The sequence below is a fragment of the Pseudomonas sp. TREG-RG-20F-10-E-6-01 genome, assembly GCF_022662455.1.
Taxonomy (GTDB): Bacteria; Pseudomonadota; Gammaproteobacteria; order Pseudomonadales; family Pseudomonadaceae; genus Aquipseudomonas.
Genome location: NZ_JAKNQP010000003.1, coordinates 694,912 through 710,705 on the forward strand (window position 1 = coordinate 694,912; position 15,794 = coordinate 710,705).

A 15,794-nucleotide genomic window follows, 5' to 3' on the forward strand; every position below is an offset into this window, starting at 1 on the left:
TAAACTACCCCGCTCCATGACGGTCTACAGAACCGCAAATCGAGTGTTTATCTCCAGAGGTTCTAAACAGATGGCTGCAGTACTTGTCGGACAGTTCCATGCCAGAGACGCGGAAGGACGCGTGTATTCAGTGCATGAGTTCCAGGAATCCAACCCGGTGCAAGGCGACCTGGCTGGCTCGGCGCCTACCACTACCTACAAGCTGGCCATTGGCGATCGTGTAGAGAAACTGGAAGGCGATGAATTCAAATTGATCCAGTCGGGGACCATTATCGTCCGCGAATCGCAAACGACCCTCGCGTCATAAGATCTCGGCTTATCGACCTGCTCAGTCCTGGCCATTGATGGCATTGACTGGGCTGGGTGATCACGGCCGGCGTAGCTGCGTGACTTCAACGCCCTGCTCGCCTTCCACCTGCTTGAGCGTCACCATCAAACGCCCCCGCTCGCCCTCAACCGCATACAGCGAACGCTTGTAGCCCGGCGCGCCGTTAGCGGGATAGGCCACCACCTGCCTGATCAACACGACCTCCAGCACCGCCCCCACCTGCGCATCCACCTGTTCCTGAGAACGGATAAACGCCTCGAGTGCGCGGCTTTCCGGCGTGTGTTCATCGTGATTATCGAAGAGATAAGCAGCCACGCACCCCACGGTCACCAGCACCAGGAGTTGCTTGGCCGTTACCCCGAAGAAACGTGAGGGAATAGGCATTCGAGACCAGACCTGTTTTTGTTGTATTGGTCGTTATTGATCAGCGCAGCCATTCTAATCAGGTCGATGGCTAATGCCAGATGAATCAGTTGTCGCCGTAGGTAATGTCCTTGTTATCGCCGACCCCGCCCAGCGTGCGGTCCTTGCCGAACGAAAACAGGTCGAACGCCGTGTTGGGCTGCGTCGCCGGGTAGTGGTACTGATAGGCAACGCCCCACGGGTCGGTCAACAACTCGTCACTGACATAGGGCCCTTTCCACTTGGCGTCCTGCGCAGGTGGCGTGGTCAACACCTCCAGACCTTCCTCATCGGTGGGGTAGCGACCCGTGTCTTGGTGAAACTGTTCGACCGCCTTGCCCAGCTCGGCCACCTGGGCCTTGGCCGTCGCGATCTCTGCCAGCGTCACATCACCAAACAAGCGCGGCCCCACCGCCAGGGCCAGCAAGCCAATGATGACCAGTACCACCAGCACCGCCCAGCGTGTAAAACCTTGCTGGGATTGCGGTTTGCCTGTGACTGCGGTGTATCCGGGCATTGGAAGGGCTCCCTGTTGAACCTCGGTTGATACGCTCTTTATATGACCCGCTCGTTGCAGCGCACGCAAGGTGAACGTTAGACGACTCGCATCAAGGCCCGCGCTGTTTTTTTCCCAGCCATTGAATCCCCGCCCCACTGACCCTAGACTCCGGCGATGCGTTTACGTCATATCGAAGTGATTCAGGCCATCTTGCAGACCGGACACCTCGGCACAGCCGCCGAGTGGTTGCAACTCCCCGTGGGCGATGTAGACGCAACGCTCAAGGATGCCGAGCAGCAACTGGGCTTCATGCTGTTTGCCAGTGTGCGCGGGCGTTTGCAAGCGACGCGCGAAACACTCGAACTGCAGGCACACATCAGTCACCTCTATGAGGCGCTGGAGCCGGTGCAACGCCTGGCCAGCCGCTTGAAACTCCATCACGCTCCGGCCTTGCGCGCGCTGTGCACCCCGCCGCTGGCCAATCAGCTGTTGCCGCAAAGCATCGCCGTACTGCGCCGGCGCTTCCAGGACACGCCGTGCAACCTGTCGAGCCAGCCGACCCGCGAGATCGTCAGAAGCCTGCTGCTGCACGAAGCCGATGTGGGCCTGAGCCTGCATGACCCGCAACACCCGCAAATCCAGAGCAGCGTGTTGGCCGAGGGCAAGCTGCAATTGCTCGCCCCCCATGGCTGGCTGAAACCCAAACAAAAGTACATCGCCTTGCAGGACCTGGCCGGGCAATCGCTGATCGGGCTTGAAGGGCATGACCCGTTGAGCCGCTTGCTGGACGCCAAGCTGCAGGCCCTGCGCCCGCTGCCGGTGGTGCAGACGCGGGTGCAGACCTACCAGATGATGCGCAGCATGGTGGAAGCCGGCGAAGGCCTGGCGATTGTCGACCCGTTCACCGCGTCCGGTGCGCGCGAGGCTGGCCTGGATGCTTGCCCGGTGTCGCCGCCGATCATGGTCAGCTTGTACGCGCTGACTCTCAAGGACGCGGAGACGTCACCGGCACTCAATGCGTTGCTGGACATTGTCACGCAGAAGGCCGATAGCCTGCTGGTGAGTTAAACCTGTTCGAGCTCGGTCTTGAACAACCGGTACCAGAAAATCGCCACTTCACGGGTCTGCGGATCGATGCCGCGATAACGCAGCTGATCAATCCCGCCCATGACATAGCCGCAACGCTCATACAGACGACAGGCGCCGAGGTTGTTGTTCTGGGTTTCCAGCATCATGCCCGGCAGGTTTTTCTTGCGACTCCAGAACTGCGTCACGTCCAGCAAGGCCTTGGCCACCCCATGACGGCGCGCAGGCAAGGCCACCGCCAGTTCGTCGACGTGGGCAAAGCCGTTCCAGTTGGTGCTGACCACGATATGCCCCACCGCACGGTCATCCAGGTACGCCATGAAGATCGCGCTGTCAGGCGCATCGCGAAAACTGGCGAACTCTTCCGGGTCGATGCCATAACACTTGCGGTACGGCAGGATGCGCTCAACGGCCCACTGATCGACGCGTTTGCCCATCTCCGGCACGCCGTAGGCGCTGACCTCAAAACTGAAATCATTGCCCCACACGTAGGCATCAAAACCTTCATCGGCGACCCGTACGCTGAGCCCCGGGTACTTCGGGTTCATTACAGCTTGCATAAACATCCTTTACCCTTTGATGCAATCGACGGTGTAACAACGACCATCGCCGTCGTCTTCGTGTTGCAACCCATGAACATCGGCGACAAAACCGGGAAAACTGCTATCGAACGTCCTCGCGAACGCCAGGTAGTCAATGATCGATCGGGTCGACTCGGTAAAGCGCTCACCCGGCATGATCAACGGAATGCCCGGCGGATAAGGCACCAGCATCACGGCTGCGATGCGACCTGGCAAGGCGTCAATCGACACCGCCTCCACTTCGCCCCTGACCAACTGGTCGTAGGCGTCAGCCGGTTTCATCGCGATTTGCGGCAACACCGTGTACATGCGCTTGAGGTGTTTGGCCGTGGCATTGCTGCGATAACAGCCGTGCAACTGGTCACACAGGTCGCGCAAACCGAGGTTCTGATAGCGTGCCGGCCCTTGTTTAAACACCGAGGGCAAGCAACTGGCCAGGCTGACATTGGCGTCGTAATTGCGCTTGAATTCCAGCAGTTCGGTGAGCAAGGTACTCCATTTGCCTTTGGTGATGCCCATGGAAAACAGCACAAGGAAGGAATACAGGCCGGTTTTTTCCACCACCAACCCGCGCTCCCAGAGGAACTTGCTGACCACTGCGGCGGGAATCCCGCAGTCGCTCAAGGCGCCGCCGGCGTTCAGGCCGGGCATCACCAGGGTCACTTTGATCGGGTCAAGCAACAAATAGTCTTCGGCCACATCGCCAAATCCGTGCCAGTCATCCTGCGGATGCAACAGCCAGTCCGCGGTGACAACCCGATCGATACCCGCCACCGATGGCGGTTGCCAGATAGAGAACCACCAGTCCTCGGCAGCGATGTGCTGGCGCAGGTTGGCCAGGGCGCGCCGAAAACTCAACGCCTCATCAAACATTTCCTGCAGCAGTGAGCGCCCGGCGGGGCCTTCCATCATCGCCGAGGCCACGTCCAGCGACGCGATGATGCTGTACTGCGGCGAGGTGGAGATATGCATCATGAACGCTTCGTTGAAACGATCACGGTCCAGCTGCCGCGCGCCGCCGTCCTGCACATGAATCATCGAGGCCTGGCTGAAGGCCGCCAGCAGCTTATGGGTTGAGTGCGTGGTAAACACCAGAGGGCTGTCGGGCGTGCGTGAAGTGCCCATGCCGTAACGCCCGGCAAAGAACTCGTGAAACGCCGCGTAGGCGTACCAGGCCTCGTCAAAATGCAACACCTCGACACTGTTGCCCAATTGTTGCTTGATCAGCTCGGCGTTGTAGCACAGGCCGTCATAGGTGGAGTTGGTGACTACCGCCATCTTCACTTTCGGTGGCCGGCCACGCGTCAGAGGGCTGGCTGCAATTTTGGCGCGGATCGACTCGGGGCTGAACTCGCTCAAGGGAATCGGGCCGATGATCCCCAGTTCGTTGCGTTCCGGGCACAGGTACAGCGGGATCGCACCGGTCATGATGATCGAGTGCAGCACCGACTTGTGGCAGTTGCGGTCCACCAGCACCAGGTCGTCACGGCCGACCATGGAGTGCCAGACGATCTTGTTGGCCGTGGAGGTGCCGTTGATCACAAAGAACGTATGATCGGCGCCAAAGTTACGCGCGGCGCGGGCTTCGGCTTCGGCCAAGGGCCCGGTGTGATCGAGCAGCGAGCCGAGTTCCGGCACCGACACGGACAAGTCCGAACGCAGCGTGTTTTCGCCGAAGAACTGATGAAACGCCTGCCCCACCGGGCTTTTACGATACGCCACGCCGCCGCCATGGCCGGGCGTGTGCCAGGAGTAATTGGAGTCAGCGGTGTGTTGCACCAGGGCTTTGAAGAAAGGCGGCAGCAAGCCATCCAGGTAAGTGCGCGCCGCGCGAGCCACTTGTCGCGCCAGAAACGGCACGGTGTCTTCAAACAGATAAAGAATCCCGCGCAACTGGTTGAGCTCACTCATGGCATCGGCGGGCGCGTTTTCCAGAGTGACTTGCTCGCCCAGGGCAAAAATCGGCAGGTTGGGCGCACGCACCCGCGCCAGGCGGATCAGTTCGACCATGTTTTGCAGCAAGTGGGTATTTTCCCCGGCACCTTCGGCGGCGATCAACATACACGCCAGCCCGTGATGGGTAGAAGCCACCAGGCGGCCCTCGGCGTAATCCACTGCAGAAAAAATACTGAAGCCTTCTTGTTCCAGCTCGTGGGCGATGCCTCGAACCCGGTCACCGGCAACGGTGTCGGCCTTGATATCACGGTGCACAATCAGAACAGGAAACTTCAGGTCTTTGTACATGAGTGCGGGCAGTCCCCAGGGCTATGTACTCAGGGTAGAAGCTGGGAGCGGATGTGGCGAATGAAGATTTCCAAGGCGCTGCAAATCAACAGTGGGAGCTGGCTTGCCTGCGATGGCGGTGGATCAGTCACAGATATGTTGGCTGGCCTGCCGCTATCGCAGGCAAGCCAGCTCCCACATTTTTTAACCGTGTTCGACCGAGGCTATTGCTGGGTCAGCTGCGACCACAACGCCGGCGCGCCCGCCGACTTGGCAATCGCTTCCAGCCGCGCCGCGTGCTCGGCCAGATCCTGCTCACTGGCACGGATGATGGTGGTCGGCTTGCGATCAGCCGGCAGGCGGCGGATTTCCGAAGGGCGATTACCCGAGCCCTCTGCCGAGCCGGTGCCGTCGGAGGCGTTACCGGCCAGGGACAGGCTGGTTTGCCCGCCGGTCATGGTCAGGTAAACGTCGGCCAGAATCTCGGAGTCGAGCAAGGCGCCGTGGAGTTCACGGCCGGAGTTGTCGACGCCGTAGCGTTTGCACAAGGCATCCAGGCTGTTGCGCTGGCCCGGGTGGCGCTCGCGCGCCATCATCAAGGTGTCGAGGATCGAGCAATGTCGGGAAATATCCGCACGCTCGGTCTGCCCCATCAGGGCAAATTCGTTATTGATGAAGCCGACGTCGAACGCCGCGTTGTGGATGATCAGTTGGGCGCCGTTGATGAATTCGAAAAATTCGTCGGCCACTTCGGCGAAGCGCGGCTTGCCCTTGAGGAACTCGTCGGTGATGCCGTGGACGCCGATCGCGCCCTCGTCACTGTCACGGTCCGGTTGCAGGTAGACGTGGAAGTGACGCCCGGTAAGACGGCGACCCATCAATTCGACACAGCCGATTTCGATGATCCGGTGACCATCGGTCACCGGCATGCCGGTGGTTTCGGTATCGAGTACAACAGATCGGATGGCCATCAGGGTTCAGCTCTCAACGGTGGTATGCAGTGTGGTGTGCGTCAAAGGGCGCGATGTTAACACGTCAGTCGGCTCAGCTCTGTTTGTAGCCGCGCACTTCATCCACACCCCGGTTGGCCAACTGGTCGGCGCGCTCGTTGCCGGGGTGACCGATGTGCCCACGCACCCATTTCCAGGTGATGTTATGGCGATTGCATTGCTCATCGAGCAACTGCCAGAGGTCGGCGTTCTTCACCGGTTCCTTGGCTGCGGTTTTCCAGCCGCGCTTTTTCCAGTTGACCATCCACTCGTTGATGCCCTTCATCACGTACTGCGAGTCGGTCACCAACAGCACGTCACAACGGCGCTTGAGCTCTTCCAGGCCACGAATGGCACCCATCAGCTCCATGCGGTTGTTGGTGGTATTGGCTTCGCCGCCCCACAATTCCTTCTCCACGCCCTTGCACACCAGCAAGGCGCCCCAGCCGCCGGGGCCGGGGTTGCCTTTGCAGGCGCCATCGGTGAAGAGTTCTACGCTATCGGTCATCGGTTGCATCCATCAAAACGGGCTGGCGATCATCGACCGACAGTATCCCGAGGCCGAAAAATTCGGCGGTCATCAAAAAGAGGTTTACGGTTCGCTTTGCTTGCGATTGACCTTGGCCATCGGCATCGGCACCAGCTTGCCCATGGGCTGGCGCTGCACCTGACGCACCGGCCGCAGCCCGACCACGATCTTGCGCGCGACCAATAAATAGAAGCCGCCACCCGACAATTGCCAGGCGCCCGCCCGGCGCTCCCAACCCGCCAGACGGCCTTGCCACTTGGCCGACGCAAGCGGCGGACGATAGCACCCGAAGCGGCGTTTCTCCAGCGCAAAGCCCAGCAGGTTCAACCAGTCGCCCACCCGCGACGGCGAGATGCAGCGTGCCTGGCGCAGGCCATCATGGGCGAACACATGGCGAAGGCCCCAGCTGCTCCAGGGGTTAATGCCGACAATCAGCAAATGGCCCCCCGGGCGCACACTGCTGGCGGCTTCGCGCAACAAACCATGGGGCGACAGGCAAAAATCCAGGCCATGCTGCAACACCACCACGTCGGCGGCGTGCTCGCTCAAAGGCCAGGCCTGCTCCTCGCAAACGATCTCCACACCCGGCAACGGTGCACCGAGGCGCACATTGCGCTGCACCTGAGGCGCAGAAGGCGGCGTCTGCGCAGACGGGCCGTAGTGCACCAGATAGCCACCAAAGAACCGGCCCAGCTCGTCTTCGAGCATGCGCCGTTCTTCATCCAGCAAAAATTGCCCGATCGGCCCGGACAGCCATTCACGGGCTGCGCCGATCAGGGCCAGCCACTCAGGATCGGCCTGGGCGAACGCTTTATCAGTCATTGCATTCTCCAACTCGCCTAGACGTTCTAAGATGCACCAATGTGTTCAGCTTGGCGAATCGAAGAATGATACAGATCAGTGCCCTACCCGCCTTCACCGACAACTACATCTGGTTGTTACAAGACCCGCAAACCCTGCGCTGCGCCGTGGTCGACCCCGGCGATGCCGCGCCGGTGCTGGCCTGGCTCGAACAAAATCCGCAGTGGGCCCTCAGCGACATCCTGATCACCCACCATCACCATGATCATGTCGGCGGCGTCGAGCAACTCAAACGTGTGACAAACGCCAAGGTCTACGGGCCGGCAAACGAGAACATCCCGGCGCGGGACGTCGCGTTGCAGGACAACGACCGTGTCAGCGTACTGGGCCTGGACTTCGACATTTATAGCGTGCCGGGCCATACGCTCGGCCATATCGCCTTTTACCATCAAGGCTTGCTGTTCTGTGGCGACACGCTGTTTGCCGCCGGTTGCGGCCGTCTGTTCGAAGGCACGCCGCAACAGATGTACACCTCGCTGGAACGCCTTGCCGCCCTGCCAGCCGAGACCCTGGTGTACTGCACCCACGAATACACACAAAGTAACCTCAAATTTGCCCAGGCGGTGGAGCCTGACAACGCCGATATTGCCGAACGGGTCGAGCAGGTCAAGCAATTGCGGGCCCACGGCGAGATGACGTTGCCGTCCAACCTCGCCCTGGAAAAACGTACTAACCCTTTTTTGCGTACCGCCGAAACATCCGTTAAACAAAAAGCGGACGAACGGAATGGGCGCGATAACCGCTCTGGGGCCGAGGTGTTTGCTAGCTTGAGGGCGTGGAAAGATAAGTTCTAAGCGGATGCAATCTGATACGGATTTTCTGAATGGTTGACCGGAACCAAAGCGCTTTCTAGAATCGCCCGACATTTTTGCCCGGAACTTACTTCCAGCCAATGTCGTCATCTATTCGTAAATCCATTTCTTCAGACGCATTGACCCGCCTGGCTCAAGCCGTGGCGGTGGCTGTGTCCGCTACTCTGGCGGGCTGCCAATCGACTCATTTCGCTGCACAATCCACCGTGCAACCCAAACCCAATCTTGCCGCCAAGATCAAGCAAAAACCTATTTGGCTCTCAGAGAAGCCCAGCCCCGAAGTGCCCCAGGATGTCTGGGAACGCATGCGACGGGGCTTTCAATTGCAGGACGGCCTGGGCGTCAACCCGCGCATCGAGCAACAGCGTTTGTGGTTCGCCAGCAACCCGTCCTTTTTGGAGAACGCCGGAGAACGCGGCAGCCTCTACATTCATTACATCGTCGAACGCCTTGAAGAACGCAACATGCCCCTGGAGCTGGCGCTGCTGCCAGTGATTGAAAGTGCCTACAACCCAATGGCCTACTCGCGCAGCGATGCAGTCGGCCTGTGGCAGTTCATTCCCTCCACCGGGCGCTACTTCAACCTGCGCCAGACCCGCGCCTACGACGGGCGCCGCGACATCACCGCCTCCACCACCGCCGCCCTGGACTACCTGACACGTCTGCATGACATGTTCAACGGCGACTGGCTGCTGGCCCTGGCGGCGTACAACGCCGGGGAAGGCACGGTCAGCCGGGCCATCGAGCGTAACGAAAAGCTCGGCCTGCCGACCGACTACTGGAACCTGCCCCTGCCCCAGGAAACCAAGGACTACGTGCCCAAGTTCCTGGCATTGTCCCAAGTGGTGCTGGCCCCCGAGGCCTATGGCGTCAACCTGAGCCCGATCGCCAACACCCCGTACTTCGAAGTGGTTGAAGTCAAGCAAAGCATGGACCTGTCACGGGTTGCCGCGCTGGCTGAAATCGATGAAGACGAGCTGTTCCAGCTCAACCCGGCCCTGAAACAACGCACCACCCTCGACGGCCCCCAGCACCTGCTGGTGCCGAGCTCCAAGGCGCATCTGCTCACCAGCACGCTTTCGATGATGAAGCCCGAAGAACTGCTGGCCATGCGCCCGAAAAAGCAGGTGTTCGACGAAGTTGAGACCGCGCGCGTGGCCGGGCGCAGCCGCAGCTACAAAGTGCGCAGTGGCGACAACCTCACGCTGATCGCCAAGGCGAACAGGGTCGATGTGCATGACCTGCAGCGCTGGAACAAGCTCAACGGCCAGGCCCTCAAGGTCGGCCAGACCCTGGTGATGCAGGACACGCGCAAGCTGGTGGCCAAGGCTGACAGCAAGAAGCCGGTGCAGTACAAGGTCAAAAAAGGCGACTCGCTGTACATCGTCGCCAAGCGCTTCAACGTTGAAATGCAACACCTCAAGCGTTGGAACCCGCGCACCGGCCAGGCACTCAAGCCAGGCCAGATGCTGGTGGTTTCCGGGCCAAGGTAAACCTGCGTAAACGCTGGCCCGTGTGGGAGCTGGCTTGCCTGCGATGCAAACACCTCGGTGCATCAGTTGCACCGAGTTGATGCTATCGCGGGCAAGCCCGCTCCCACATTTGTTCTGCACGCCGTTCAATACCTTATCAGCCCCTGACCAGGAGCTTTCCAACAGCCTTTTTCCAGCCGGAACAAGCTGTTACTGTACCGATCATAAAGCCCAAGCCGCCTGGATCGGATCTCTGACTTGAAGCGTCCCCTCCTTCTACTAATAAGTCTGGCCTTGAGCTTTGCGGCGAACGCGACGATTACCGAGAGCCACGGTTATACGCAGTTCGGCACACTCAAGTACCCGGCCAAATTCACCCACTTCGATTGGGTAAACCCTGCAGCGCCAAAAGGCGGGACACTGCGGGTCATGGCATTTGGCACCTTCGATACGCTCAACCCCTACACCTTCAAGGGCTCAAGCCCGGTTTCCACGCCCAATTTCCTGCAATACGGCGTCAATGAGCTGAACGAGCCGTTGATGGTCGGCACCGGCCAGTACGCGCCGTCCGGCGACGAACCCACCTCCAGCTACGGGCTGATCGCCCAGTCGGTGGAATACAGCGAGGACCGCAGTTGGGTGGTGTTCAACCTGCGCCCCGAAGCACGTTTCCACGATGGCAAGCCGATCACCGCCTATGACGTGGCGTTTTCCTATCGCACGCTGCTGACCGAAGGCCACCCGCAATACCGCACCAACCTGCAGGAAGTGGCGCGGGTCGATATCCTCAACCGCCATCGCATTCGCTTTGTGTTCAAACGCGCCGGCAACCCGCTGCTGATCCTGCGCCTGGGCGAGCTGCCGGTATTGCCCCAGCACTACTGGAAAAACCGCGACTTCAAGGCCACAACCTTTGAGCCACCGTTGGGCAGCGGGCCCTATCGCATCACCAAGGTCACGCCTGGCCGGCAGTTGGTGTTCGAGCGGGTCAAGGATTACTGGGGCAAAGACCTGCCGGTGAACCAGGGTTTCTACAACTACGACAACGTCGAAGTGGAGTTCTACCGCGACAGCGACGTGGCGTTCGAAGCCTTCAAGGCCGGCGAATTCGATATCTATATCGAGCACCAGGCCAAGAACTGGGCCACCGGCTATAACTTCCCGGCGGTCAACCGCGGCGACGTGATCAAGGCACAGATCGCCCATCAGATCCCGACCCAGAGCCAGGGCCTGTTCATGAACACGCGGCGGCCGACCTTCGCCCAGACCAAAGTGCGCGAGGCCCTGGGGTTAATGTTCGACTTTGAATGGACCAACCGCACCCTGTTCAGCAGCGCCTACAAACGCACCCTGAGTTACTACCCCAACAGCGAGTTTTCCGCGACTGGCGTGCCGGTGGGCCATGAGTGGCTGATGCTCTCGCCGTACCGCGACCAGCTGCCGCCCAACCTGTTTACGCAAGCCTTCAGCCTGCCGCAGACCGACGGTCGCGGCATTCCGCGCGACACCCTGCGCCGCGCCCTGGCGTTGCTGGGCGAAGCCGGCTGGAAGCTGTCGGGACAGCGCCTGCTCAACAGTGACGGGCAACCGCTGCGCTTCGAGATCCTGCTGGTCAACCCGAACCTGGAGCGCATCCTGCAGCCGTATGTCGAGAACCTCATCAGCATCGGCATCGACGCGCGCCTGCGTACCGTTGACCGCGCGCAATACAAACAGCGCCTGGATCAGTTCGACTTCGACATGATCCTGATCACCCTCAACCAGACCTTGAGCCCGGGCCTTGAGCAGTGGCAGTACTTCCACTCCAGCCAGGCCGGTATCAAGGGCAGCAAGAACTACGCCGGCATCGCCAACCCGGTGGTCGACCGCCTGCTGGAACAACTGCTGGCGGCGCAGACCCGCGAAGAACAACTGGCCGCCGGCCGCGCCCTTGACCGGGTGCTGCTGTGGCAGCACTACAGCATTCCCAACTGGTACCTCAACTATCATCGCTTGGCGTACCGCAACCGGTTCGCCTTTGTCACCACGCCGCCTTACAGCCTGGGCCTGAGCGCGTGGTGGCTGAAAGCTTCGGAGAAAGCCCAATGATGAATTTGCGCAACGCATTCCTGAGCGGCCTGTTGCTGTGCAGCGCGGCCAACGCCGCGCCGCAACACGCGTTGACCCTCTACAACGAGCCTCCCAAGTACCCCGCCGACTTCAAGCACTTCGACTACGTAAACCCCGACGCGCCCAAGGGCGGCACCTTTCGCGAATCGAGCATGGGTGGCTTCGACAGCCTCAACCCCTACATCAGCAAGGGCGTGCCCGCAGACAACCTGCCGTTGATCTACGACACCCTGGCCATGCAAAGCCTGGACGAGCCGGTGACTGAATACGGGCTGGTGGCCGGCAAGATCGAAAAGGCCCCCGACAACAGCTGGGTGCGGTTCTACCTGCGCCCCGAAGCGCGCTTTCACGATGGGCACCCGATCCGCGCCGAAGACGTCGTCTTCACCTTCCAGACCTTGCTCAAGGACGGCTCGCCGCTCTACCGCACCTACTACGCCGACGTCGATGAAGTGGTGGCCGAAGACCCGCTGCGCGTGCTGTTCAAGTTCAAGCGCACCAACAACCGTGAGTTGCCACTGATCCTCGGCCAGTTGCCGGTATTGCCCAAGCATTTTTGGGCCACCCGTGACTTTGCCAAGGGCAACCTGGAAATACCGCTGGGCAGCGGGCCGTACAAGGTGGCGCAGGTCAAGGCCGGGCGCATGGTTCGCTATGAACGCGTCAAGGATTACTGGGCCAAGGATTTGCCGGTCACCCAGGGTTTCTACAATTTCGATAACCGCATCACTGACTATTACCGCGACAGCACCGTGGCGCTCGAAGCCTTGAAAGCCGGGCAATTCGACTACTGGCTGGAATTCAGCGCGAAGAACTGGGCCAACGCCTACAACATCCCGGCCGTCACCGAGGGAAGGCTGATCAAGGAAGAAATCCCCAACGGCAACCCCACCGGCATGCAGGGTTTTGTGTTCAATACCCGCAAGCCGATGTTTCAGGATGTGCGGGTGCGCAAGGCGATCAGCTTGCTGCTGGATTTCGAGTGGAGCAACAAACAGCTGTTCAACGGTGCCTACACGCGTACCCGCAGTTACTTTGAAAACTCGGAAATGGCCGCCACCGGCCTGCCGGGACCGGATGAAACGGCAATCCTGGAACCGTTTCGCGACAAGCTTCCCGCCGAAGTCTTCACCCAGGCGTTCGAGCCTGCCAAGACCGACGGCAGCGGCATGATCCGCACCCAGCAGCGCGAGGCCTACCAGTTGCTGCAAGAGGCCGGCTGGAAGATCGTCGACGACAAGATGGTCGACACCACCGGCACACCGGTGACCATCGAGTTTCTGCTGACCCAGACCGACTTCGAACGCGTATTGCTGCCGTTCAAACGCAACCTGGCGGACCTGGGCATCAATCTGGTGATCCGCCGCGTCGACGTCTCGCAGTACATCAACCGCCTGCGCTCTCGCGACTTCGACATGCTGGTGGGCAGTTTCCCGCAGTCGACCTCACCGGGTAACGAACAACGCGAATTCTGGGCGTCTTCCAGTGCCGACAAACCCGGCAGCCGCAATTACATGGGCCTCAAGGACCCGGTCATCGACCAACTGGTCGAGCAACTGATCGATGCAGACTCGCGCAAAAGCCTGGTGGCCCACGCCAAAGCCCTCGACCGGGTATTGCAGTTCGGCTACTACGTGATCCCCAACTGGCACATCAAAACCTTCCGTGTGGCCTATTGGGATCACCTGGGCCACCCCAAAGTCCCGCCGCGCTACGACGTCGGCATCGCGACCTGGTGGGCCAAACCTGACGTAAAACCAGCCGTTACCCTGGACACAAGCGCCGATCCGGCGAGCGGAGGCGATTAAATGCTGGCTTATATTATTCGCCGTCTGTTGCTGATCATCCCCACGCTGTTCGGGATTTTGCTGATCAACTTCATCATCATCCAGGCCGCGCCCGGTGGGCCGGTGGAACAGATGATCGCCAAACTCGAAGGGTTTGAAGGCGCCACCAGCCGCATCGCCGGCGGCGGCGCCGAAGTGTCGGTGGCCGGTTCCAGCTACCGCGGCGCCCAGGGCCTGGACCCGGCGCTGATCAAGGAAATCGAGAAGATGTACGGCTTCGACAAATCGGCGCCGGAACGGTTGTGGATCATGGTCAAGAACTACGCCCGGCTGGATTTCGGCGACAGCTTCTTCCGTGACGCCAAAGTCATCGACCTGATCAAGGAAAAGATGCCGGTGTCCATTTCCCTCGGGTTATGGAGCACGCTGATCATGTACCTGGTGTCGATTCCGCTGGGGATCGCCAAGGCCACGCGCCACGGGAGCCACTTCGACGTGTGGACCAGTTCGGCAATCATCGTCGGTTATGCGATCCCGGCGTTCCTGTTTGCGATCCTGCTGATCGTGGTGTTTGCCGGCGGCAGTTACCTGGACTGGTTCCCCTTGCGAGGGCTCACCTCGAACAATTTCGACGAGCTGAGCTGGAGCGGCAAGATCCTCGATTACTTCTGGCATTTGGCCCTGCCCGTCACGGCGCTGGTGATCGGCAACTTTGCGACCATGACGCTGCTGACCAAAAACAGCTTCCTCGACGAGATCAACAAACAGTACGTGGTCACCGCCAAGGCCAAGGGCCTGACCCACCACCGCGTGCTCTACGGCCACGTGTTTCGCAACGCGATGCTGTTGGTGATTGCCGGCTTCCCGTCCGCCTTTATCGGCATCTTCTTCACCGGCTCGTTGCTGGTGGAAGTGATCTTCTCCCTCGACGGCCTGGGCCTGATGAGCTTTGAAGCAGCGATCAACCGCGACTACCCGGTGGTGTTCGGCACGCTGTTTATCTTCACCTTGCTAGGGCTGGTGGTGAAACTCATCGGCGACCTCACTTACACCCTGGTCGATCCGCGTATCGACTTTGCCAGCCGGGAGCATTGAGATGAACCTGTCCCCCCTCAATCGCCGTCGGTTCGAGCGCTTCAAGGCCAACAAGCGTGGCTGGTGGTCGCTGTGGCTGTTCCTGATCCTCTTTGTACTGAGCCTGGGCGCGGAGTTGATCGCCAACGACAAGCCCTTGGCCGTGCACTTTGACGGTGACTGGTACTTCCCGGCGCTCAAGCGCTACCCGGAAACCGCCTTTGGCGGCGAATTCCCGCTGGAGGCCAACTACAAGAGCCCGTACATCCAAGAACTGCTCAAGGCCAAGGACGCCTGGACGCTGTGGGCGCCGATCCCGTTCAGCTACCAGAGCATCAACTACGACCTGAAAGTACCGGCGCCCGCCCCGCCCTCGTCGGTCAACCTGCTGGGCACCGATGACCAGGGCCGCGATGTACTGGCGCGCGTGATCTACGGGTTCCGCGTGTCGGTGCTGTTCGCCCTGACCCTCACCGTGCTCAGCTCGATCATCGGCGTGATCGCCGGCGCCTTGCAGGGGTTCTACGGTGGCTGGGTCGACCTCGCCGGGCAGCGTTTTCTGGAGATCTGGTCCGGCTTGCCGGTGCTGTACCTGTTGATCATCCTCGCCAGCTTTGTGCAGCCCAACTTCTGGTGGCTGCTGGGGATCATGCTGCTGTTTTCGTGGATGAGCCTGGTCGATGTGGTGCGCGCCGAATTCCTGCGCGGGCGCAACCTCGAATACGTGCGCGCAGCCCGCGCGCTGGGCATGCAGAACGGCGCGATCATGTTCCGGCACATCCTGCCCAATGCCATGGTCTCGACCATGACCTTCATGCCGTTCATCCTCACCGGCGCCATCGGCACCCTCACCGCGCTGGATTTTCTCGGCTTCGGCCTGCCAGCCGGCTCGCCGTCGCTGGGCGAACTGGTGGCCCAGGGCAAATCCAACCTGCAAGCGCCGTGGCTGGGCATCAGTGCCTTTGCCGTGCTGGCGATCATGTTGAGTTTGCTGGTGTTTATCGGCGAGTCCGCTCGCGATGCCTTCGACCCGAGGAAATGA

At 60.5% G+C, this 15,794-nt stretch carries 15 protein-coding genes; 8 read left to right on the forward strand and 7 right to left on the reverse strand.

The genetic code is table 11. The features are described from left to right. Positions 1-70: 70 nt before the first annotated feature. The gene (locus L8K08_RS13335; RefSeq protein WP_106578721.1) at positions 71-307 is read left to right on the forward strand and encodes a hypothetical protein; all 237 of its coding nucleotides are present in this window, start codon (positions 71-73) and stop codon (positions 305-307) included. A gap of 60 nt (positions 308-367) precedes the next feature. On the opposite strand, the gene L8K08_RS13340 is transcribed toward L8K08_RS13335, so the two are convergent. Both L8K08_RS13340 and gspG read right to left on the reverse strand, forming a co-directional pair. Next, positions 368-712: a hypothetical protein gene (locus L8K08_RS13340; protein ID WP_145165973.1), complete on the reverse strand. Its 345-nt coding sequence runs from the start codon at positions 710-712 to the stop codon at positions 368-370. Between the two features lie 85 nt (positions 713-797). After that, the gene (gene gspG / locus L8K08_RS13345; protein WP_242197623.1) at positions 798-1,247 is read right to left on the reverse strand and encodes a type II secretion system major pseudopilin GspG; all 450 of its coding nucleotides are present in this window, start codon (positions 1,245-1,247) and stop codon (positions 798-800) included. A gap of 156 nt (positions 1,248-1,403) precedes the next feature. Between gspG and L8K08_RS13350 the strand changes: the two genes are divergently transcribed. After that, complete coding sequence (locus tag L8K08_RS13350; RefSeq protein WP_242197626.1) at positions 1,404-2,297, forward strand: LysR substrate-binding domain-containing protein; 894 nt, start codon at positions 1,404-1,406, stop codon at positions 2,295-2,297. On the opposite strand, the gene L8K08_RS13355 is transcribed toward L8K08_RS13350, so the two are convergent. From L8K08_RS13355 to L8K08_RS13375, 5 genes are all read right to left on the reverse strand, one after another. Next, a complete protein-coding gene (locus L8K08_RS13355) occupies positions 2,294-2,875 on the reverse strand; it encodes a GNAT family N-acetyltransferase (RefSeq protein WP_242197629.1) in 582 nt (193 codons plus the stop codon). The genes L8K08_RS13350 and L8K08_RS13355 overlap by 4 nt on opposite strands. A 9-nt stretch (positions 2,876-2,884) precedes the next feature. After that, positions 2,885-5,140, reverse strand: coding sequence for an Orn/Lys/Arg decarboxylase N-terminal domain-containing protein (locus tag L8K08_RS13360; protein WP_242197631.1), 2,256 nt, complete (start codon positions 5,138-5,140; stop codon positions 2,885-2,887). Positions 5,141-5,343: 203 nt separating this feature from the next. Beyond that, positions 5,344-6,084: a DNA polymerase III subunit epsilon gene (gene dnaQ / locus L8K08_RS13365; protein ID WP_242197927.1), complete on the reverse strand. Its 741-nt coding sequence runs from the start codon at positions 6,082-6,084 to the stop codon at positions 5,344-5,346. Positions 6,085-6,163: 79 nt separating this feature from the next. After that, positions 6,164-6,616: a ribonuclease HI gene (gene rnhA, locus L8K08_RS13370; protein ID WP_029291380.1), complete on the reverse strand. Its 453-nt coding sequence runs from the start codon at positions 6,614-6,616 to the stop codon at positions 6,164-6,166. Positions 6,617-6,700: 84 nt separating this feature from the next. After that, positions 6,701-7,459, reverse strand: coding sequence for a methyltransferase domain-containing protein (locus tag L8K08_RS13375; RefSeq protein WP_242197634.1), 759 nt, complete (start codon positions 7,457-7,459; stop codon positions 6,701-6,703). A 65-nt stretch (positions 7,460-7,524) separates the two neighbouring features. On the opposite strand from L8K08_RS13375, the gene gloB reads away from it, so the two are divergent. The 6 genes from gloB to L8K08_RS13405 all read left to right on the forward strand — a co-directional run bounded on the left by gloB (position 7,525) and on the right by L8K08_RS13405 (position 15,794). Continuing rightward, the gene (gene gloB, locus L8K08_RS13380) at positions 7,525-8,292 is read left to right on the forward strand and encodes a hydroxyacylglutathione hydrolase (protein ID WP_145165967.1); all 768 of its coding nucleotides are present in this window, start codon (positions 7,525-7,527) and stop codon (positions 8,290-8,292) included. 98 nt (positions 8,293-8,390) lie between these two features. Further along, positions 8,391-9,803, forward strand: a complete 1,413-nt coding sequence (locus L8K08_RS13385; protein WP_145165966.1) for a transglycosylase SLT domain-containing protein — start codon at positions 8,391-8,393, stop codon at positions 9,801-9,803. A gap of 237 nt (positions 9,804-10,040) precedes the next feature. Then, entirely contained in the window at positions 10,041-11,870 is a 1,830-nt protein-coding gene (locus tag L8K08_RS13390) for an extracellular solute-binding protein (protein WP_145165965.1), read from the forward strand. After that, positions 11,867-13,699: an extracellular solute-binding protein gene (locus L8K08_RS13395; RefSeq protein ID WP_242197637.1), complete on the forward strand. Its 1,833-nt coding sequence runs from the start codon at positions 11,867-11,869 to the stop codon at positions 13,697-13,699. The genes L8K08_RS13390 and L8K08_RS13395 overlap by 4 nt, the downstream gene beginning before the upstream one ends. Continuing rightward, on the forward strand, positions 13,700-14,773 hold the full coding sequence (locus L8K08_RS13400; RefSeq protein ID WP_242197640.1) for a microcin C ABC transporter permease YejB: 1,074 nt from the start codon (positions 13,700-13,702) through the stop codon (positions 14,771-14,773). It begins immediately after the preceding gene. 1 nt (position 14,774) lies between these two features. Further along, a complete protein-coding gene (locus L8K08_RS13405; RefSeq protein WP_106578708.1) occupies positions 14,775-15,794 on the forward strand; it encodes an ABC transporter permease in 1,020 nt (339 codons plus the stop codon).

Coding starts and splice junctions, on each gene's coding strand:
- L8K08_RS13335 (WP_106578721.1), top strand. CDS start 71: ATGGCTGCAGTACTTGTCGGACAGTTCCATGCCAGAGACGCGGAAGGA.
- L8K08_RS13340 (WP_145165973.1), bottom strand. CDS start 712: ATGCCTATTCCCTCACGTTTCTTCGGGGTAACGGCCAAGCAACTCCTG.
- gspG (WP_242197623.1), bottom strand. CDS start 1,247: ATGCCCGGATACACCGCAGTCACAGGCAAACCGCAATCCCAGCAAGGT.
- L8K08_RS13350 (WP_242197626.1), top strand. CDS start 1,404: ATGCGTTTACGTCATATCGAAGTGATTCAGGCCATCTTGCAGACCGGA.
- L8K08_RS13355 (WP_242197629.1), bottom strand. CDS start 2,875: ATGCAAGCTGTAATGAACCCGAAGTACCCGGGGCTCAGCGTACGGGTC.
- L8K08_RS13360 (WP_242197631.1), bottom strand. CDS start 5,140: ATGTACAAAGACCTGAAGTTTCCTGTTCTGATTGTGCACCGTGATATC.
- rnhA (WP_029291380.1), bottom strand. CDS start 6,616: ATGACCGATAGCGTAGAACTCTTCACCGATGGCGCCTGCAAAGGCAAC.
- L8K08_RS13375 (WP_242197634.1), bottom strand. CDS start 7,459: ATGACTGATAAAGCGTTCGCCCAGGCCGATCCTGAGTGGCTGGCCCTG.
- gloB (WP_145165967.1), top strand. CDS start 7,525: ATGATACAGATCAGTGCCCTACCCGCCTTCACCGACAACTACATCTGG.
- L8K08_RS13385 (WP_145165966.1), top strand. CDS start 8,391: ATGTCGTCATCTATTCGTAAATCCATTTCTTCAGACGCATTGACCCGC.
- L8K08_RS13395 (WP_242197637.1), top strand. CDS start 11,867: ATGATGAATTTGCGCAACGCATTCCTGAGCGGCCTGTTGCTGTGCAGC.
- L8K08_RS13400 (WP_242197640.1), top strand. CDS start 13,700: ATGCTGGCTTATATTATTCGCCGTCTGTTGCTGATCATCCCCACGCTG.
- L8K08_RS13405 (WP_106578708.1), top strand. CDS start 14,775: ATGAACCTGTCCCCCCTCAATCGCCGTCGGTTCGAGCGCTTCAAGGCC.